Genomic DNA, 20,300 nt, shown 5'->3' with positions numbered 1-20,300 from the left:
GGTCTACGCTTTGACAATAAAAAAAGCGAAAAACATAAAAATCATTCCACTCGGCGGTGTCGATGAAAGTGGCAAAAATTTATATGTAGTAGAAATAGACGAAGATATCTTTATATTAGATGCGGGCTTAATGTTCCCAGAAAATGAATTACTAGGAATTGATATTGTTATTCCAGATTTCAAATATTTAGAAGAAAATAAAGATCGTGTAAAAGCTGTTTTCCTAACACACGGTCACGAAGATGCAATTGGAGCATTGCCATACTTGCTTCAAAAAATCAAAGCACCAGTTTATGGTACAGAATTAACGATAGCACTGGCAAAATCAGCACTTAAAGAACACCGTAAACTACGCTTCAAGAATTTCCATGTCGTTAACGAAGAAACAACTTTATCCTTTTCAAAAATTGATGTTTCCTTTTTCCGTACAACGCACACTATTCCTGATTCTGTTGGGATTGTTCTTGAAACAAGCGAAGGATCTATTGTTTATACAGGGGATTTCAAATTCGATCAATCAGCGAAGGACGGCTATGCTTCTGATTTAAGCCACATTGCAGAATTTGGCGAAAAAGGGGTACTAGCTTTACTTTCAGATAGTTCAGAGGCTGAGCACCCTGGAACAACGTCTAGCGATAGTTTAATTGAAGAAGAGATCAGACATGCTTTTAGAATGGCAGATGGCAGAATTATCGTTGCTTGTGTAGCTTCTAATTTAATTCGCTTACAACAAGTACTCGATGCATCCGTTGCAACCAAACGTAAAGTCGCTATTGTTGGTAAAGAATTAGAGCGCGTTTTCGAAATTGCTGGCAGTTTAGGTAAAATCGTCATTGAAGAAGACTTAATTGTTCCGTTAAAAGAACTTAAAAAATATAGCGATGACGAAATTACTATTATTGAAACAGGTAATCTAGGAGAACCAATTCAATCATTACAATTAATGACTAAAGGAAATCATCCACAATTCAACATCAAACCTGGTGATACTGTTTACATTACGACGACGCCATCACCATCTCTTGAAACAATGATGGCTAAAACAATGGATATGCTCTATAAAGCAGGCGCGAAAGTGCTCACTATGAGTAACAATCTATTCATCTCTGGCCATGCAAGCCAAGAAGATTTAAAATTAATGATTAACTTATTAAAACCAAGATATTTTGTTCCAGTTCACGGAGAATATCGCATGTTAATCAGTCACGCTAAATTAGCTCATGAAGTTGGTATGGCAAAATCAGAAGTATTTATCGTAGGTAAAGGTGAAATTTTAGAATATAAAAATGATAAAATGACAGCTGGTAATCGCGTATACTCTGGTAATACTTTAATTGATGGTTTAGGTGTTGGTGATGTTGGTAACATCGTGCTACGCGACCGTAAATTGCTCTCAGAAGACGGGATTTTCATTGTTGTAGTAACACTTAATCGTAAATCAAAAACCATTACTTCAGGACCAGAAATCATTTCACGTGGCTTTATTTATGTGAGAGAATCAGAACATTTGATTGAAGAATCTTCCAAAGTTGTTACAAAAATTGTTGAAAAAAATCTTCAAGAAACCGGCTTTGAATGGGCGAAATTAAAACAAGACATTCGTGACCAATTAAATCGCTACTTATTTGAACAAACAAAACGACGTCCAATGATTTTACCAATTATTATGGAAGTCTAGAATGAACTGCTACACATTCGTGTGTGGCAGTTTTTTTCGTTTGAAAGTGAAATCAGACGGGAAAACAAGCTAGGAAGGAGTGATTTAAATGGCAAAATTTACATATGATGTAGTAATAATCGGAAGTGGCGCAAGTGGTACAACGGTAGCATTTGAAGCACAGGCAGCTGGATTAAAAGTAGCAATTGTAGAGGAGCGGAGTTGGGGTGGAACGTGTGTCCTCAGAGGATGCGACCCTAAAAAAGTTCTCGTCGGAGCAAGAGAAGCAAGAAATCTTTCTACCAGACTTCGCGGCAAAGGTATTAAGCAAGCAGCGACAATTAGCTGGACAGATTTAATGGCATTTAAAGAAACTTTTGTTGAGAATGTGCCAGAAAGTCGTTTGGAAAACTTTCAAGAAGCCGGGATTGAAACATTCTTTGGTGCAGCTAGTTTCCAAGATTCCCATTCCTTACAAGTCGGCGATGATTTAATACAAGCTAATAAAATTGTCATCGCAACAGGAGCAACACCAAGCACGTTAAAAGTAGAAGGGCAAGAATACATTCAAACCAGTGATGATTTTTTATCACTTGAAAAACTCCCTGATTCTGTCGTGTTTATTGGTGGTGGCTATATTTCATTTGAATTTGCCTCCATAGCACTCGCAACAGGGAGAGAAGTGCATATTATCCACCATAATAGTGAACCTTTAAAAAAATTTGATCCTGATTTCGTGGCTGCATTAGTGTCCAATATGAAAGAAGAAGGTATCCATTTCCATTTTGACACAGATATTACGAAGGTTGAAAATAAGGGGGAAAAACTGCATATTCATGGCAAAGATGGATTTTCATTACAGACAGATTTAATTATTGGGGCAACTGGTAGAAAACCAAATATCGCGCATTTATCATTGGAAAATGCCAACATTGACTACACTAAAAAAGGCATTATCGTTAATGAAAAACTTCAAACCACTAATAACCCTCATATCTACGCATGTGGCGATGTCGCGGCAACAAAAGGAGCACCTTTAACACCCGTTGTCAGCATGGAAGCAGCATTTGTTGCTAAAAATGTCATTGGCGGCGACGAAAAAATGATTTATCCAGCAATACCAAGCGTCGTTTTTACGAGCCCCAAACTGGCAAGCATTGGTATAAGCGCAGAAGAAGCAAAAGCGCATCCAGAAAAATATCAAATTAAAAATCACGACACAACAAATTGGTATACTTATAAACGAACCAATGAACAAATTGCGCTCGCAAAAATCATTGAAGATAGAGAGTCGGGGCAAATCAAAGGCGCTCATTTTCTTAGTGAAGAAGCAGATTATATGATAAATTACGTTGCCATCTTAATGAAAGCTAATCTAACTTTGGCTGATTTACAATCTGTTATATTTGCCTATCCATCTCCAGCAAGTGACTTAACTGCTTTGAACTAGAGGCTAAATATGTTATAGTGAGGGAGAAATTCGCATAAAAGGAGCAAATAAGATGGAAATTTGGATCATTGCCGGAATATGTGCTTTCTTAATTTTTATCGCAGGTATCGTAATTTTATTTTTCCCAGCCAGACGGAAGATTGGAGCTATTTTAACTAGTGCAGGGATGTTATTAATGGTTGGCTCCATTATTGGTATCATTGTTAGTTTTTCACATTATCAGCAAGTACAAAATGATGTGTTTAATTATTCTTCTAAAGGAACAAGTCAAGCTACCCCAGAAGAAACGAAGACGTATAAAGTTAACTTTGAAGATTCCGCAGATAATATTAAGAAAAAAATCACTACTGTGACGGTCGAAAAAAAAGAAACTTATTCAACATCCGCAAGTAAGCCAGTAGACGGTAGTATTACTATCGCTTTAGAAATTACCAACAATGCAGTTAAAACTCTCGAAACCTATCCAAACCAAGGACAACTAGAGGCAAACAAGTTAGATTTAAATGGAGGAGACGCTGTTTTATCTAATTTTGATACAACTGAAATTAAGCCTGGCGAAACTGCCAAAGGAAAAATCGTTTTTCCCGTAGATAATTTAGACAAAGTTTCTGATATTTCATGGATTTCTTATAGTTTTCTAAGCTATCTGAAAGATTCATCCACACCAATCACGACAGAAACTGGCAAAATCGAACTAAAATAAAAACAATATCCCGAAAATGGGATATTGTTTTTTTGTCATTATTCTGCTACGTTCATTACTTCTTTTAGATACTCATCATAAGAAATTTCTTTATTGTAAAATTGGTCTTTTGATAAGTTAATGATGCGCGTTGCGATTGTTTGTAATAACTGATGATCATGAGAAGCAAAAATCATTGCGCCTTTAAATGCTTCCAAGCCGTTATTCAATGCTGTAATGGATTCTAAGTCCAAGTGGTTAGTAGGTTCGTCTAGTAAAAGAACGTTAGAACCTGAAAGCATCATTTTGGATAACATACAACGAACTTTTTCTCCACCAGATAAGACGCGTACTTTTTTAAGTACTTCATCGCCACTGAATAGCATACGACCAAGGAAGCCGCGTAAGAATGCTTCACTGTCATCTTCTGGAGAGAATTGACGTAACCATTCTACAAGACTCATGTCGTTTTCTTCAAAGAACTCTGAGTTATCTTTCGGGAAATAGCTTTGGCTTGTTGTAATTCCCCATTTATAACTACCCTCATCAGGTTCCATTTCACCAGCAAGGATTTGGAAAAGAACTGTTTTAGCAACCTCATCATCGCCAACTAAAGCAACTTTGTCATTTCGATTAATCGAGAAAGAAAGATTATCAAGAATCTTCACACCATCGATTGTTTTAGACAAGTTTGTTACTGTTAGAAGGTCATTTCCAACTTCACGGTCTGGTTTGAACTGAATGAAAGGGTAACGACGACTAGAAGGTTGAATATCTTCCAGCGTGATTTTTTCGAGCATTTTTTTACGACTTGTTGCTTGTTTTGATTTCGATGCGTTCGCACTGAAACGAGCAATAAAGTCTTGTAATTCTTTCATTTTTTCTTCTTTTTTCTTGTTACGATCGCCCATCATTGTTTGAGCTAATTGGCTTGATTCATACCAGAAATCATAGTTTCCGACATATAATTTAATTTTGCTGAAATCAAGATCCGCAATGTGCGTACACACTTTATTTAAGAAGTGACGGTCATGGGATACTACGATAACAGTATTATCAAAGTTGATTAAAAATTCTTCTAACCAGTGAATCGCACGGATGTCAAGGTGGTTGGTAGGCTCATCCAGAAGTAAGATATCTGGTTTACCGAATAAAGCTTGTGCAAGAAGCACTTTCACTTTTTCTCCACCAGTTAAATCTTTCATTAGTTTTCCGTGTAAGTCAGTAGGGATACCTAGGCCGTTTAATAAAACAGCAGCGTCAGATTCTGCTTCCCAACCATCTAATTCAGCAAATTCGCCTTCTAGTTCTGCAGCGCGGATACCATCTTCATCACTGAAATCTTCTTTCATATAAATGGCATTTTTTTCGTCCATAATTTTGTATAGACGTTCATGTCCCATGATTACTGTGTTAAGAACTAGTTCATTATCATACTGAAAATGATCTTGGCGAAGGACAGCTAGACGCTCACCTGAACCAATATGCACATTACCACTTTGTGAATCAAGCTCGCCAGAAAGCACTTTTAGGAACGTTGATTTACCAGCACCATTCGCTCCAATAAGACCATAACAGTTACCTGGTAAAAATTTAATCGAAACATCTTCAAATAGCTTTTTATCGCCGTAGCGTAAGCCAACATTATTTACAGTTAACATTTTCTTCCTCCAATACTAAGTTACTTCTTCTTGAAATCAGAAAAAGCACAATTACTACTATTTTAACATGGTTAGTGTAGCAAAGAAAGCATACACACATAAATAAATGTTATAATATCAAAATAAGGAGGAGAGCCGGATGAATTACGAACAAATTTTACAAGAAAAAGTCGCGCTTTGTCTGACTTTGCAAGCTGCCAAAGAAACATTTCCGTTTGATAAAAAAACGCACGCTTTAACAGTTGGTGGGAAGATATTTGCGCTCATACATATGTATCACGGGGATTTATATGTTAGCGTTAAATGTCAGCCTGAAAAAATTGATTTGTTGCGTGATGAATATTTGAGCATAAAACCAGGTTACCATTTAAATAAAAAGCATTGGATTACACTTGTAATAAATGAAAATTACGATGTGGAAGCAGAAACTGAATTTGCCTTAATCAAAAATAGTTATCAGCTTATTTTTGATAAACTACCGAAAAAAGCACAAAATACTGTAAGATTTTCTGCAATTGATTAAAGAAAACAAATAATTCTTTACAAAAAAACATCTCATGCTATAATGATTGTTGTACGATAATTTCATAGACGTTACCACAGGGGGGGCTTCTTAGCTGAGATTGAGTCCACGTGTTTTTGGATTCTGACCCTTTGAACCTGTTCGTTAATACGAGCGTAGGGATTGTGGCGATTGCATTTCTAACAATAGAAACTGCTTTCTTCTGGGGTACGTTTTTGACCAAAAAGAAGAGGGGAGTTTATTTTTTATGCAAAACAAACGATTAATCATTTTACTTGAGTGTGCTATCTTTGCTGCAGTTGCGATGGTATTAAGTTTCATCCCGCTAGACATTGGTTCCAGTTTTTCCATCTCGCTTGGAATGATTCCAATGTATGTTATCGCGATTCGACGCGGTTTTTGGGCGGCTGGATTCGCAGGATTGTTATGGGGGTTACTACATTTCTTAACAGGTAAGGCATATATATTAATGCCCTCCCAGGCAATTATTGAGTATATTTTGGCATTCAGTTTTATTGCTTTCAGCGGTGTCTTTAGCAAGCAAGTTCGAAGTAATTTAGCTGCTAATCAACTCAAAAAAGCAATTGAATGGGCGTGGGGAACCATGATTATTGGAGGAGTAGCTCGATATTTTTGGCACTATGTCGCAGGAGTATTATTCTGGGGTGCTTATGCATTTCAAGGTTGGGGAGCACAACTATTTTCAATCGTGATGAATGGAGCTAGTTGCCTTGGTACCGTCCTTGTTTCAGGTATCATTATTTCGATATTATTGAAGACTTCACCAAAATTATTTTTACCAAAATAACCAAAAGGTCCAGAAGCAATTGCTTTTGGGCCTTTTTAAGTGTGTTATAATTAAATAAATACTATATTGCAGCTTATTACAATGCTCATTTTCACGATTACGAGTTTAGCATCGATGTCACACGTGCCACAAGTACGAAATCATCTTGTTTAGTAACTTCCGTTTGAATGTAACACTGTCTTTAAGCTGTTTTTTTGTATTTAAAAAGTTTAAATCTATACTAGTTAGGGAAATTAGTTACCGATTGCCAATTTTTTTGGTATTGGTAAAGAAAAAATGGAGGTGTGTAAGCGTGTTAAAATTCGAACACGTAACAAAGACTTATAAAGGGGGCAAAAAAGCAGTTAATGATCTAACACTAAACATCGATAAAGGAGAATTTGTTTGTTTTATCGGTCCAAGTGGTTGTGGGAAAACGACAACAATGAAGATGATTAACCGGCTTATTGAACCTACAGAAGGAAAAATATTTATTAATGATAAAGACATCATGGCGGAAGATCCCGTCAAACTAAGACGTTCTATTGGTTATGTTATTCAGCAAATTGGCTTGATGCCACATATGACGATTCGTGAAAATATCGTCCTTGTACCAAAATTACTTAAATGGTCCGAAGAGAAAAAACAAGAACGGGCAAAAGAATTAATTAAATTAGTAGATTTACCAGAAGAGTTTTTGGACCGTTACCCTTACGAATTAAGTGGTGGACAGCAGCAACGTATCGGTGTTTTAAGAGCGCTTGCAGCAGAGCAAAACTTAATTCTGATGGATGAACCTTTTGGAGCACTAGATCCAATTACTCGTGATTCCCTACAAGAAGAATTCAAAAATTTGCAAAAAGAACTTGGCAAGACGATTATTTTTGTTACCCATGATATGGATGAAGCGATTAAACTGGCGGACCGTATCGTCATTATGAAAGCTGGTGAAATTGTTCAATTTGATACTCCAGATGAAATTTTGCGTAACCCTGCGAATTCGTTTGTAGAAGATTTCATCGGTAAAGATCGCTTAATTGAAGCGAAACCAGATGTTACACAAGTAGCACAAATCATGAACACAAATCCAGTCTCTATTACAGCGGACAAATCACTCCAAGCTGCGATTACTGTGATGAAAGAGAAACGAGTAGATACATTACTTGTTGTCGATGAAGGTAACGTGTTGAAAGGATTTATCGATGTAGAGCAAATTGATTTAAATCGTCGTACGGCAACTTCTGTCATGGATATCATCGAGAAAAATGTCTTTTATGTGTATGAAGATACCTTGCTTCGCGATACTGTACAACGGATTCTAAAACGCGGCTATAAATACATTCCTGTAGTGGATAAAGATAAACGACTTGTCGGAATTGTTACTCGTGCCAGCTTAGTGGATATCGTGTATGACTCCATTTGGGGTACGGTAGAAGATGCGACAGAAAATCAGGAGGAACAGGCGGATTCCAAAACGACAGAACCAGAAATGAAGCAGGAGGGATAAGCTATGGACGCAATTGTTACATTTTTCCAAGAAAACGGCCATAACTTGCTTGTTCAAACATGGCAACATTTATTTATCTCCTTATCTGCTGTTATTTTAGGTATTGCGGTTGCAGTACCAACTGGGATTTTACTTACACGCTCACCAAAAGTAGCAAATTTTGTAATTGGTGTTGTTAGTGTTTTGCAAACCGTTCCTTCTCTTGCCATTTTGGCGTTTATTATTCCGTTTCTTGGTGTTGGTACATTACCAGCGATTATTGCGTTATTTATTTACGCACTTTTACCAATTTTACGAAACACGTTTATTGGTGTTCGAGGAGTCGACAAAAATTTAATTGAATCTGGTCGCGGCATGGGGATGACGAATTGGCAACTAATTATTAATGTCGAAATTCCTAACTCCATTTCCGTTATTATGGCTGGTATTCGTTTATCTGCAGTATATGTTATCGCTTGGGCAACGCTTGCTTCTTACATTGGAGCTGGTGGACTAGGAGACTTTATTTTTAATGGTTTAAACTTATACCGCCCCGATTTAATTCTTGGTGGGGCAATTCCTGTTACCATTTTAGCCCTTGTAGTAGAATTCGCGCTTGGAAAATTAGAATATCGTCTAACTCCAAAAGCCATCCGCGAAGCTCGGGAAGGGGGAGAATAACATGAAGAAAAAATTTATCGCGTTATTCAGCGTATTACTACTAACTAGTTCTCTTTTCTTATCTAGCTGTTCTTTACCAGGACTTGGAGGCAGTTCCAAAGATACTATTCGCATCGGTGCAATGGCAACAACTGAATCTCAAATCGTTTCGAATATTTTAAAAGAATTAATTGAACATGATACTGGCCTAAAAGTAGAAATCGTCAACAACCTTGGATCAACTATCGTTCAGCACCAAGCGATGTTAAATGGGGACGTAGATATTACTGCAACAAGATATACCGGTACAGATTTAGTTGGTCCACTTGGTGAAGAAGCAATTAAAGATCCAGAAAAAGCTTTAGCAGCTGTTAAGAAAGGTTTTGAAGAACGTTTCCACCAAACCTGGTTTGATTCTTACGGTTTTGCTAATACGTATGTGTTTATGGTACGCCAAGACACTGCGAAAAAATACAATTTAAACACCGTAAGTGATATGCGAAAAGTAGAAAATGAGCTCACTGCTGGTGTCGATAATTCTTGGATGGAACGTGAAGGCGATGGCTATAAAGCATTTTCAAAAGCCTATGATATCGAATTCAAGAAAATTTTCCCAATGCAAATCGGCTTGATTTACACAGCACTTAAAAACAATCAAATGGATGTGGCGCTTGGTTATTCAACAGACGGACGTATCCCAACTTACAATTTAAAACTATTAAAAGATGATAAAAAATTCTTCCCACCATATGATGCTTCAGCTCTAGCAACAGATGAAATTTTAAAGAAACATCCAGAATTAAAAACGACTATCAATAAATTAAAAGGTAAAATTTCGACAGAAGAAATGCAAAAACTTAATTATGAAGCGGATGGCAAATTGAAAGAACCGTCCATCGTAGCGCAAGAATTCTTGCAAAAAAATAATTACTTTGAAGGTAAAAACTAAGGAGGTGCCAAAAGATGGACACATTAAAACAATTAATTGATTATTACCAAACAAATGGAAGTTATGTCATGGAAGAGTTCTGGCGGCATTTCTTGATGAGTGCTTACGGAGTTATCTTCGCAGCAATCATCGCAATACCGCTCGGAGTATATATTGCAAGAAAAAAACGCTTAGCTGGCTGGGTTATCCAAATCGCTAATATCATCCAAACAATTCCGGCACTAGCAATGTTAGCCGTACTTATGCTTATAATGGGCTTAGGGACGAATACAGTCGTCTTATCCTTATTCCTATATTCTTTACTACCAATTCTAAAAAACACCTATACGGGCATTAGAAACGTTGATGGCGCACTTTTAGAATCTGGTAAAGCGATGGGGATGACAAAATGGCAAGTACTACGCCTCATAGAAATGCCACTCGCATTATCTGTTATTATGGCAGGTATTCGAAATGCACTTGTTATTGCTATTGGTGTAGCGGCAATTGGGACATTCGTTGGAGCAGGAGGTCTCGGTGATATTATTGTACGCGGAACAAATGCAACAAATGGTACTGCTATCATTTTAGCTGGTGCTATCCCAACCGCAGTTATGGCCATATTAGCCGATGTACTTCTCGGTTGGGTCGAACGCACACTAAACCCAGTTAAAAACAAAAGAAAATCACTAACCGAAGCCTTATAAAAATATACGAAAACACAACCTATCATTTCTATAAAACGGTTGTGTTTTTCGTTTGACAAAGAATGTTTCCCGTAGTAAACTTTTTATCATAAACGAAAGAAGGTCAGGGAGCATGAAAAAGGATAAAACAGAACGTACAAAACAAAGCTGGAGAAAAGCACAGAATGCTCCCAGCTTAAGCGAAGTAAATAATTCCGTAGCTATTCCTAAAAACGCAAAATTTTTCCGTAAATTATTTGCCTTTATGGGTCCAGGTGCACTTATTGCGGTCGGCTATGTCGATCCAGGGAACTGGGCAACATCTATTGCCGGCGGGTCAGAGTTTGGTTACACATTGTTATCCGTTATTTTAATTTCTAATATTCTAGCCGTTTTATTACAATCACTTGCATCAAAATTAGGCATTGTCACCGGTCGCGATTTAGCCCAAGCTTCAAGTGATCACTTTTCTAAACCATTTGGATTCGTTCTTTGGATTTTAGCTGAATTAGCGATTATAGCAACAGATATCGCAGAAGTCATCGGTAGTGCGATTGCGCTTAATTTACTATTTGGGATTCCATTAATTTGGGGAGTTTGTATTACTGCATTAGATATTTTTCTCGTATTATTTTTACAACATAAAGGTTTCCGCTACATAGAAGTTATTGTTATTACTTTAATGGTTACGATTCTTGTATGTTTTGGTGCGGAAATGGTGATGTCTCATCCTGATATGCAAGCAATAGCAAAAGGTTTTATTCCACAATCAGAAATTGTTACTAATCCAGCTATGCTTTATATTGCACTTGGTATTCTTGGGGCAACAGTGATGCCACATAATTTATATTTGCATTCATCTATTGTTCAAACCAGACAATACGCTCGAACAAAAGAAGGGAAGAAAGAAGCGATTCGTTTTTCCTTTATCGATTCCACTTTTTCTTTAACGATTGCATTATTAATCAATGCATCGATTTTAATTTTAGCGGCTGCCGCATTTTATACGACCGGTCAGCATAATGTCGCTGGTATTGAGGATGCTTACAAATTACTCAATCCAACACTTGGAAGCAGTATCGCCAGCACTGTTTTTGCAGTAGCATTACTCGCATCAGGGCAAAATTCTACTTTAACAGGAACATTAGCTGGTCAAATCGTCATGGAAGGTTTCCTTAATATCCGTTTAAAACCAGTAGTGCGCCGTTTGTTAACACGTGTACTTGCAATCGTTCCAGCTGTTATTATCACAGCACTTTACGGGGCAAATGGTATCAATGAACTACTCATTTTTAGCCAAGTTATTCTATCAATGCAATTATCGTTCGCAGTTATCCCATTAGTTATGTTCACAAGTGATAAACAAAAGATGGGCGAATTCGTCAATCCAACATGGTTAAAAATCATTTCTTGGGCTGTCGCCATTTTTATTGCAGTCTTAAACATCTACTTGTTATTTTATACTTTGACGTCATTATAAATAAGGGAAGAAGACAATAATTATATTATGTAAACAATTAAAAATAATTTTCTCATTTCTTTCCCTCGAAATTTTCATCTTTATACTATATAATTGAATTATATAATACTAATGGCGTAGTAAAGGTGTTGATTAACGATGACGGATAAACTATTAAAACAACATAAAAGGCTTTTAGAACAGCAACATAAACTACCGTACACAATCAATTTGAGCGGAGAAGTTTTCACAATTATTATTTATACTAAATTAAGTAAAGTAGCTGGTGTGACAGTATTAAATTCACAAGAAGAACCAGCCACAGTGAAAGAAGCAGAAGCAGTAGTTAATCGCATTCAAAAGTATAATTTCTATTTTGAATACTTAGGCAAACGCGCACATGTAATCAAAGAACGCGATAGCATTATTGCTGAAAAAATAGAGCAAACACAATTGATTTTAAATGATAATACTATTTTTGGTGAAAAAATGCAGCCAACTATTGATGAACTTAATTTAGCGATGGAGGTTTATAAGCAACAACAACGCAAAATGGATGTTTATCAAGAAGATATTACTCTACTCAATCAAAAAATCAAAATGCAAGGTGAAATTCTAGAAGAAGACTGGGAATCCGCTGAAAATTTATCGATTGCATTTGCTAAAGCAGCTTATGCGCAAAGTATTTATTTAGAAGCAACCCGAAAAAATCGCAAACAATTAGCAAAATGGTTCCATCTTCATCAAAAAGAATTACCTACTGACAAACAAAAAGCGTTAAGTAAAATGGTATCTGTTCTAAGTGACACAAATGCCGGTCTTGTTTTCGATCAAATTATTTCACTTAGACCACTACTTGAAGAAGGCTTGATGCTTGATCACGAGCAATCACTAACCCAAAGAGCTGCTGAATTCAACAAAGAATTTGAAACACATTGTCGTTTTTACAAACCAAACATTAATAAAGTCAAAAACTTAATTAGACAATAAAAAAGCGAAGTGGCGTAAAACCACTTCGCTTTTTTTATTTAATAATACCTTGATCTTTCAAATAGTCTTTGGCAACTGTATAAGCTGATTTGCCATTTACATTCACTTCATAATTCATTTTACGCATTTCATCATCTGTAATTTTCCCAGCTAGTTTATTTAATGGTTTTTTCAGTTCTGGGTATTTTTCTAATGTTTTTGTCAGCATAAGCGGTGCACCTTGATAAGGAGGGAAGAGCTGCTGATCGTCTTCTAGGACTTTTAATTTATATTGGGCGAGTTCACTATCTGTTGAGTAAGCATCTAGTAAATTGATGTCTCCAGATTTAATTGCATTATATCGCAGTTTTGGCTCCATTGTTTTCAAGTTAGAGAATGTGAGACCATATTTATCTTGAATGCCTTTATAACCATCCGAACGGTCTTTAAACTCCAGTGTGAATCCAGCTTTTACTTGGTCAGATACTGGGCCAAGATCAGATATTTTTTCTAAATTATTTTCTTTTGCAAATTCTGGTGAAACCGCAAGAGCATAGGTGTTATTATATTTCATCGGTTTTAAATAAGACATATTAAAATCTTTTGCCAAACCATCACGTGCTTGCGTATACACTTCTTCAGGATCATGTGTTTTTGCATTTTCTTTTAAGAATGTCTCTAGCACTGTTCCTGTAAATTCAGGATAAATATCAATATCACCTGATTTTAATGCATTAAAAACGAAGCTCGTTTTACCCATATTCGGCTTCACATTAACTTTTAAATCTGTTTCGTCCTCAATAACTAGTTTGTACATATTAATCAAAATTTCTGGTTCTGCACCTAATTTACCTGCAATCGTAATTTCTTTTTTATCAGACGCAAAATAAGGAACGACGATAATTGCGGCAGTTAATAAGATACCTGCTGAAATCGTAATAATTGTGCTTTTAAAAGATGCTTTTTCAAGGAAACGTAGTAAGAAATCAAACAAAATCGCTAGTAACGCTGCTGGAATTGCACCTAATAGAATTAAACTATTATCATTGCGGTCAATCCCTAGTAGAATCAAGTCCCCGAGTCCACCTGCACCAATTAAGGCAGCAAGTGTCGCTGTACCGATGATTAATACCATCGCTGTACGAATACCAGCCATAATTACTGGCATAGCAAGAGGAAGTTGTACTTTGTATAATCTTTTCCATTTGTTCATTCCCATTGCGCGTGAGGCTTCAACAAGGGCTGGGTCGACTTCTTTTATCCCAGTATATGTATTCCTTAAAATAGGTAAGAGGGCGTAAATAACAAGCGCAATAATCGCTGGAACTATCCCAATACCAACGAGCGGAATTAACAAACCAAGTAGTGCCAGAGAAGGAATTGTTTGAAAAATAGCGGCTACTTGAATAATTGGTTCAGCGAGACGCTTATGTCTAGTTAAATAAATCCCAAGAGGTAAGGCAATTAACACCGCTATAAAAAGAGAGACAAAGGAAATTTGAATATGTTGTACTAAAGCTGTGAATAGTTCATCTTTACGGACAGTAAATGTATCTATAAGAGTATTCATACAAGCTCACCTGAACTTTCCAGATGACGCGCTAAGAATTGCATCACATGTTTATTTGAAACTGTACCGATAAAATTACCTGCTTCGTCTGTGACAGGAATTGACTGTTCTTCCGCGATTCGCCGAACAAGGTTTTCGACAGGCTCCGCTGATGAAATTCCAAGTGTGCCATCACTAGTTTGATACGAATAAAACAGGTCAGCTTCTATTAAGTCCTTCACCGTAAAGTTTGCTTCTAAAATTGGCGTATTGAAAGCATGTCCAGATGCTAAGAAATCTTTAACGAAGTCATTTTCTGGATTTTTCATAATTTCTTGTGGTGTTGCTACTTGGACAATTTCACCGCCTTGCATTACGCAAATTCTGTCACCAAGCGCTAAAGCCTCTTGCATATCATGGGTAACAAATACGATAGTTTTCTTGATTTTCTTTTGAAGTGCGGAAATATCTTGCTGTAAACGTTGGCGAGAAATCGGATCAAGTGCACTAAAAGGTTCATCCATCAGAATAATTCCAGGATCTGCTGCAAGGGCCCGAACAACACCAACCCGTTGCTGTTCACCACCAGATAATTCAGCTGGTTTGCGATGACGATAACTTTCAGGATCCAAGCCAACACTATCTAATAATTCCGTAATCCGGTCATGAATTTTCTCCTTGCTCCATTTTTTTAATTCCGGAACGATAGCGATATTTTCTTCAATAGTCATGTGAGGAAAGAGCGCAATTTGTTGTAAAACATAGCCGATATCCCAGCGAAGTTCATGAATATCATAATCACTAATTCGCTTTTCATTAATATAAATGGTTCCAGTTGTCAGTGGAATCAAGCGATTAATCATTTTTAGTGTTGTTGTTTTCCCGCAACCACTCGGTCCGATGAAAACAAAGAACTCGCCGTCTTTTATGTCCAAAGTTACATTATTTACTGCTGCTGTTTTATCATCGCTGTATTTTTTGGATACATTATCAAAACGAATCATTTTTTCATCCCTTTCCTTTTTAATCAAACGTATGTTCTACATCATAACATTTTTAATTATATTACTCAAGAACATATCATCCAATTACCCTAAATCATCCCTAAATATTCCTAATTTAAGAAAAAAACTATGGAATTCTTTGTAAAAGAGAGGTTCCATGATAAAATAAAGGAAGTGATTTTTAAACTACAACCATGAAAGGTTTGAAATAAATAATGAATAACTTACAAACACAGTTTCCGCATATAGCGATTAAATTAAATGAACCGTTGTCTAAGTATACCTATACAAAAACAGGCGGCGCGGCAGACGTATTCGTTATGCCAAAAACAATAGAAGAGACGCAAGAAGTGGTGGCCTACTGTCACCAAAATAAAATCCCTCTTACTATTCTCGGAAATGGTTCCAATCTAATCATTAAAGACGGCGGAATTCGCGGCGTTATTTTACATCTTGATTTACTACAAACCATTGAAAGAAACAATACCCAAATTATCGCCATGAGTGGTGCCAAACTCATTGATACAGCAAAATTCGCTTTAGATGAAAGCTTAAGCGGACTTGAATTTGCTTGTGGTATTCCCGGATCTATTGGGGGAGCACTACATATGAATGCAGGAGCATACGGAGGCGAAATTAGTGATGTTTTAGAAGCTGCAACCGTGCTGACACAAACAGGTGAATTAAAAAAACTAAAACGTTCAGAACTAAAAGCAGCTTATCGCTTTAGTACTATTGCAGAAAAAAATTACATCGTATTAGATGCTACTTTTTCTTTGGCCTTAGAAGAAAAAAACCTAATTCAAGCAAAAATGGATGAACTTACTGCAGCACGTGAAGCTAAACAACCATTAGAGTATCCATCTTGTGGTAGTGTATTCAAACGTCCACCAGGTCACTTTGCGGGTAAATTAATTCAAGATAGTGGCTTGCAAGGCCATATTATTGGCGGCGCGCAAGTTTCTTTAAAACATGCTGGATTTATCGTTAATATCGGTGGGGCAACTGCGACTGACTACATGAATTTAATTGCTTACGTCCAACAAACGGTTCGCGAGAAATTTGATGTAGAGTTAGAAACAGAAGTTAAAATCATAGGCGAAGATAAATAGAGGAGGGCATCCATTTTTGAAAGAGCTTAGTTCATTTTTACAAAATCGTAGTGTGCGGCGAGTTGGCGTATTTATATTAATTGCCTTCGTTTTATACTTATTAAGAAGCCAAATGAATATTATTTTACTAACATTCATTTTTTCTTACCTTATTACACGTTTAGAGAATTTTATTTTACGGAGAATCTCCATTTATCGGCAAATTATTGTGTTGTTACTTTATGTTTTAATCGCCGCAGTTATCATCTTCGTATTTGTTAAGTACATTCCTGTCTTAGCGGATCAAATAAATCAACTAGTGAAATTCGGAAATACTTTCTTAACGACAGATAGCAACAATGACTTCATTAATTACATTGTTAGTTTAGCGAATCAATTTGATATTATGAAATACACAGAACAGGGTGTTTCAATGATATTAACTTATTTAACTAATGTGGGAACTGTATTGATGAACGTCTTTATCGCACTAATGTTAAGTCTATTTTTCTCACTAGGAAAAGAACATTTAGTTTCATTCACGAATCAATTTTCTACTAGTAAAATTGGTTTTATCTATGAAGAAGTGAAGTTCTTTGGATCCAAATTTGTTGCTACTTTTGGTAAAGTTATTGAAGCACAATTTATCATTGCGCTTGTGAATGCCATTTTAACGACGATAGCACTTTGGATTTTAGGTTTCCCGCAATTGATGACTTTATCCATAATGGTGTTTTTGCTTGGTTTGATTCCAGTGGCAGGGGTGATTATTTCTCTTGTCCCGTTAACTATCATTGGTTATTCTATCGGCGGCGTGGAATACATTTTCTACATTTTAGTCGTTGTTATTATTATCCATGCACTCGAATCTTATGTCCTTAATCCAAAACTTATGTCAGCGAAAACAAATTTACCAGTTTTTTATACTTTCATTATTCTTATTTTCGGAGAGCATTTCTTCGGTATTTGGGGATTAATCGTTGGTATTCCAGTTGTGATGTTCTTCTTAGATGTGCTCGGCGTTACGAATCAAGAAGAAATCGAACAGCCAAAGGACACAATCAGTCATACGTAATTCACACGGGGGTTCTTCCAGATTTTCTGGAAAATCCCTGTTTTTTTGAAGGGGGAGAAAATAATGGAAAAACATCTTTTTGTGATTTCATTAGACGCACTTGGAGCACTTGATTTAAAAGATACGACAGATTTGCCCGTTTTACGGGAATTAATTAAGACAGGAACTCACATCCAAGAAGTTGAAACCATTTATCCATCACTGACATATCCAGCGCACACAAGTATTATCACGGGGCATTATCCCGCAACTCATGGGATTATTAATAACACAAAAGTTCAACCTGAAAAAGATTCTCCTGATTGGTATTGGTATAAAAAAGCCATTCAAGTACCAACACTTTATGATTTAGCCAAAGAGAAAGGGATGACGACCGCTGCTTTTTTATGGCCGGTTGCAGCAAAAAGTGGAATTGATTATAATATTGCTGAAATTTTTCCAAATCGCTTTTGGTTAACGCAAATGATGGTGTCATTACATGCTAGCTCACCATTATTTTTAATAGATATGGACCGAAAATTTGGTCATCTGCGAAAGGGAATCAACCAACCAGACTTAGATATATTTTTGACAGCTAGCGTAGTTGATACAATTAAAGCGAAAAGGCCAAGATTACTTTTAACACATTTGGTTGATATGGATAGTATGCGACATGCGCACGGAGTAGATTCCCCTGAAGCAAAAGCGGCCTTAAAACGACACGATGAGCGGTTAGCTGCGATTATCCAAGCTACAAAAGAAGCTGGCATTTATGAAAATACTGTCTTTGCTATTCTAGGTGATCATTATCAAATTAATGTAACACACGCCATACGCCTAAATGTCCTTTTTGCCAAACAGGGCTGGATGACCGTAGTGGACGATAAGATTACGGAATGGGATGTCTACGCTAAAAGTTGTGACGGTTCCAGTTATATTTACACAAAAAACAATCAACATAATCAAGAAATCCAGCATTTACTTCAAAACATGGCTGAAATAGAAGAAATTTTGCCGAAAGAAGAAATAGCACTTCGTGGTGCTGATCCTAATGCTACTTTTATGGTTGAAGGGAGGGCTGGTTTTTATTTTATGGATGATTTAGATGGACCGGTTTACGAGAAAGTCACTGATGAAATGCTTGGAAAACCAGGTTACTATAAAGCAGTTCACGGTTATTCTCCTAAAAAGCCAGATTACAAAACCACGATTATTTTTAATGGACCTGGCATTAAAAAAGGAGACAAAATCAGCAATGCTCATTTAGTTGACGAAGCGCCTACATTTGCACACATTTTGGACTTACAATTTCCAAATACTGCTGGCTCTGTCATAGAAGCGATATTTGAATAGAAAAGGGGAGAAACACACTTGGCATATACAAAAGAGGAGAAAAGTTGGATTTTTCAAGATTGGGCGAATTCCGCCTACTCAATCATGATAACAACTGCGATTTTACCAATTTATTTTAAAGGGGTAGCAGCGAGTGCCGGGATTGCTGACAGTACATCGACCGCGTACTGGGGATACGCGAACTCGATTGGAACATTACTTATTTCATTATTAGCTCCGATACTCGGAACCATTGCAGATTATCAATTTTTTAAAAAGCGATTTTTCGGAATTTTTACTGCCATCGGGATTGGCTTTACTTTCTTATTAGTTTTCATACCCACAGATGCCTGGCTATTGTTACTGGGGTTCTATGTACTCTCATTAATTGGCTTTTCTGGCGCAAATATTTTTTATGATGCCTTTTTAATTGATGTAACAACGAACGACCGGATGGATAGAGTGTCATCTGCCGGATATGCGTATGGTTATTTAGGAAGTTGTATTCCTTTTATTATCTTTATTATTTTCCAAGCGACAGGTATCTTGCCAATCAGTGATGTGGCACTCGTCAATATTGGTTTTGTGATGACGGCGCTTTGGTGGCTATTTTTCACGATTCCCATGTGGAAAAACGTTCATCAAATTCACTATATTCCAGCGGTGAAACGTCCAGTCAGAACTAGTTTTAAAAGATTGTTTCATACAATTAGCCACATTAGTGAACATAAAAATATTGTTATCTTTTTAATTGCTTATTTTTTCTACATAGATGGGGTTGATACAATTTTCCGCATGGCGACATCATACGGGATTGATCTTGGGATTTCTCAGACGACATTAATTTTAATTCTTTTAATGACACAACTCGTTGCATTTCCGTTCACTTTATTATACGGATACTTAGCCAAACGTTTCAGTGCAAAACCGCTTATCTTTACCGCGATTTTTGTTTATATTATTATTTGTATTTATGCGGTTTTCATGAAATCTGCACTTGATTTTTGGATATTAGCGATGTTAGTTGGAACTTCGCAAGGTGGTATTCAAGCATTAAGTAGATCATTCTTCGGAAAAATTATTCCTAAAAAGCGTTCGAATGAGTTTTACGGATTTTATAATATTTTCGGGAAATTTTCAGCAATCATGGGGCCCGCACTTATGGGTGTAATCACACAAATTACTGGAAAAACGCAATACGGTGTGGCTAGTTTAATTGTACTTTTCCTCGTTGGCGGTATTTTATTTGTGTTCGTAAAAGAGAAAAACTTAGAAAATCTTTAAACCCTTTTAAGAAAGTCCTTATTTTCACATGTTATCCT

General features: G+C 36.5%; 18 protein-coding genes and 1 riboswitch. Of the genes, 15 read left to right on the top strand and 3 right to left on the bottom strand.

The genetic code is table 11. From position 1 onward, the window contains the following. Positions 1–10: 10 nt before the first annotated feature. From LMOATCC19117_RS07250 to LMOATCC19117_RS07240, 3 genes are all read left to right on the top strand, one after another. On the top strand, positions 11–1,678 hold the full coding sequence (locus LMOATCC19117_RS07250) for a ribonuclease J (RefSeq protein ID WP_003725377.1): 1,668 nt from the start codon (positions 11–13) through the stop codon (positions 1,676–1,678). An 88-nt stretch (positions 1,679–1,766) separates the two neighbouring features. Continuing rightward, on the top strand, positions 1,767–3,107 hold the full coding sequence (locus LMOATCC19117_RS07245; RefSeq protein WP_003725376.1) for a dihydrolipoyl dehydrogenase family protein: 1,341 nt from the start codon (positions 1,767–1,769) through the stop codon (positions 3,105–3,107). A 52-nt stretch (positions 3,108–3,159) separates the two neighbouring features. Continuing rightward, positions 3,160–3,810 (top strand): hypothetical protein, encoded by a 651-nt coding sequence (locus LMOATCC19117_RS07240; protein ID WP_003725375.1) that lies wholly within the window; start codon positions 3,160–3,162, stop codon positions 3,808–3,810. Positions 3,811–3,848: 38 nt separating this feature from the next. On the opposite strand, the gene LMOATCC19117_RS07235 is transcribed toward LMOATCC19117_RS07240, so the two are convergent. After that, entirely contained in the window at positions 3,849–5,450 is a 1,602-nt protein-coding gene (locus LMOATCC19117_RS07235) for an ABC-F family ATP-binding cassette domain-containing protein (RefSeq protein WP_003725374.1), read from the bottom strand. Between the two features lie 139 nt (positions 5,451–5,589). Here LMOATCC19117_RS07235 and LMOATCC19117_RS07230 point away from each other — a divergent pair, with 139 nt between their 5' ends. The 8 genes from LMOATCC19117_RS07230 to LMOATCC19117_RS07195 all read left to right on the top strand — a co-directional run bounded on the left by LMOATCC19117_RS07230 (position 5,590) and on the right by LMOATCC19117_RS07195 (position 12,969). Further along, complete coding sequence (locus LMOATCC19117_RS07230) at positions 5,590–5,973, top strand: MmcQ/YjbR family DNA-binding protein (RefSeq protein ID WP_003734586.1); 384 nt, start codon at positions 5,590–5,592, stop codon at positions 5,971–5,973. Positions 5,974–6,042: 69 nt separating this feature from the next. After that, a riboswitch (TPP riboswitch) is annotated at positions 6,043–6,153 on the top strand. Between the two features lie 67 nt (positions 6,154–6,220). Further along, positions 6,221–6,781 (top strand): energy-coupled thiamine transporter ThiT, encoded by a 561-nt coding sequence (gene thiT / locus LMOATCC19117_RS07225; RefSeq protein ID WP_003725372.1) that lies wholly within the window; start codon positions 6,221–6,223, stop codon positions 6,779–6,781. 292 nt (positions 6,782–7,073) lie between these two features. Next, positions 7,074–8,267 (top strand): betaine/proline/choline family ABC transporter ATP-binding protein, encoded by a 1,194-nt coding sequence (locus LMOATCC19117_RS07220; protein ID WP_003725371.1) that lies wholly within the window; start codon positions 7,074–7,076, stop codon positions 8,265–8,267. A gap of 3 nt (positions 8,268–8,270) precedes the next feature. Beyond that, positions 8,271–8,927 carry an ABC transporter permease gene (locus tag LMOATCC19117_RS07215; protein WP_003725370.1) on the top strand — a complete coding sequence of 219 codons (657 nt, stop codon included), beginning with the start codon at positions 8,271–8,273 and terminating at the stop codon, positions 8,925–8,927. Position 8,928: 1 nt separating this feature from the next. Continuing rightward, positions 8,929–9,855, top strand: a complete 927-nt coding sequence (locus LMOATCC19117_RS07210) for an osmoprotectant ABC transporter substrate-binding protein (RefSeq protein WP_003721931.1) — start codon at positions 8,929–8,931, stop codon at positions 9,853–9,855. Positions 9,856–9,869: 14 nt separating this feature from the next. Then, entirely contained in the window at positions 9,870–10,541 is a 672-nt protein-coding gene (locus tag LMOATCC19117_RS07205; RefSeq protein WP_003725369.1) for an ABC transporter permease, read from the top strand. 112 nt (positions 10,542–10,653) lie between these two features. Next, positions 10,654–12,000 carry an Nramp family divalent metal transporter gene (locus LMOATCC19117_RS07200; protein WP_003721929.1) on the top strand — a complete coding sequence of 449 codons (1,347 nt, stop codon included), beginning with the start codon at positions 10,654–10,656 and terminating at the stop codon, positions 11,998–12,000. Positions 12,001–12,138: 138 nt separating this feature from the next. Beyond that, the gene (locus LMOATCC19117_RS07195) at positions 12,139–12,969 is read left to right on the top strand and encodes a hypothetical protein (RefSeq protein ID WP_003725368.1); all 831 of its coding nucleotides are present in this window, start codon (positions 12,139–12,141) and stop codon (positions 12,967–12,969) included. 34 nt (positions 12,970–13,003) lie between these two features. Here the strand turns inward: LMOATCC19117_RS07195 and LMOATCC19117_RS07190 are convergent, their stop codons facing one another. Next, positions 13,004–14,518, bottom strand: coding sequence for an ABC transporter permease/substrate-binding protein (locus tag LMOATCC19117_RS07190; RefSeq protein WP_003725367.1), 1,515 nt, complete (start codon positions 14,516–14,518; stop codon positions 13,004–13,006). Further along, complete coding sequence (locus LMOATCC19117_RS07185) at positions 14,515–15,501, bottom strand: ABC transporter ATP-binding protein (protein ID WP_003725366.1); 987 nt, start codon at positions 15,499–15,501, stop codon at positions 14,515–14,517. Before LMOATCC19117_RS07185 ends, LMOATCC19117_RS07190 begins: the two co-directional genes overlap by 4 nt. 215 nt (positions 15,502–15,716) lie before the next feature. Here LMOATCC19117_RS07185 and murB point away from each other — a divergent pair, with 215 nt between their 5' ends. The 4 genes from murB to LMOATCC19117_RS07165 all read left to right on the top strand — a co-directional run bounded on the left by murB (position 15,717) and on the right by LMOATCC19117_RS07165 (position 20,262). Next, entirely contained in the window at positions 15,717–16,613 is an 897-nt protein-coding gene (gene murB / locus LMOATCC19117_RS07180) for a UDP-N-acetylmuramate dehydrogenase (protein WP_003725365.1), read from the top strand. Positions 16,614–16,629: 16 nt separating this feature from the next. After that, positions 16,630–17,667 (top strand): AI-2E family transporter, encoded by a 1,038-nt coding sequence (locus LMOATCC19117_RS07175; protein ID WP_003727446.1) that lies wholly within the window; start codon positions 16,630–16,632, stop codon positions 17,665–17,667. 63 nt (positions 17,668–17,730) lie between these two features. Further along, positions 17,731–18,999 carry an alkaline phosphatase family protein gene (locus tag LMOATCC19117_RS07170; protein ID WP_003731450.1) on the top strand — a complete coding sequence of 423 codons (1,269 nt, stop codon included), beginning with the start codon at positions 17,731–17,733 and terminating at the stop codon, positions 18,997–18,999. Positions 19,000–19,017: 18 nt separating this feature from the next. Next, complete coding sequence (locus LMOATCC19117_RS07165) at positions 19,018–20,262, top strand: MFS transporter (RefSeq protein WP_003734585.1); 1,245 nt, start codon at positions 19,018–19,020, stop codon at positions 20,260–20,262. Positions 20,263–20,300 lie beyond the last annotated feature (38 nt).

Source organism: Listeria monocytogenes ATCC 19117, from assembly GCF_000307025.1.
GTDB lineage: Bacteria > Bacillota > Bacilli > Lactobacillales > Listeriaceae > Listeria > Listeria monocytogenes_B.
This window is presented reverse-complemented; position numbering and strand designations above follow the sequence as displayed.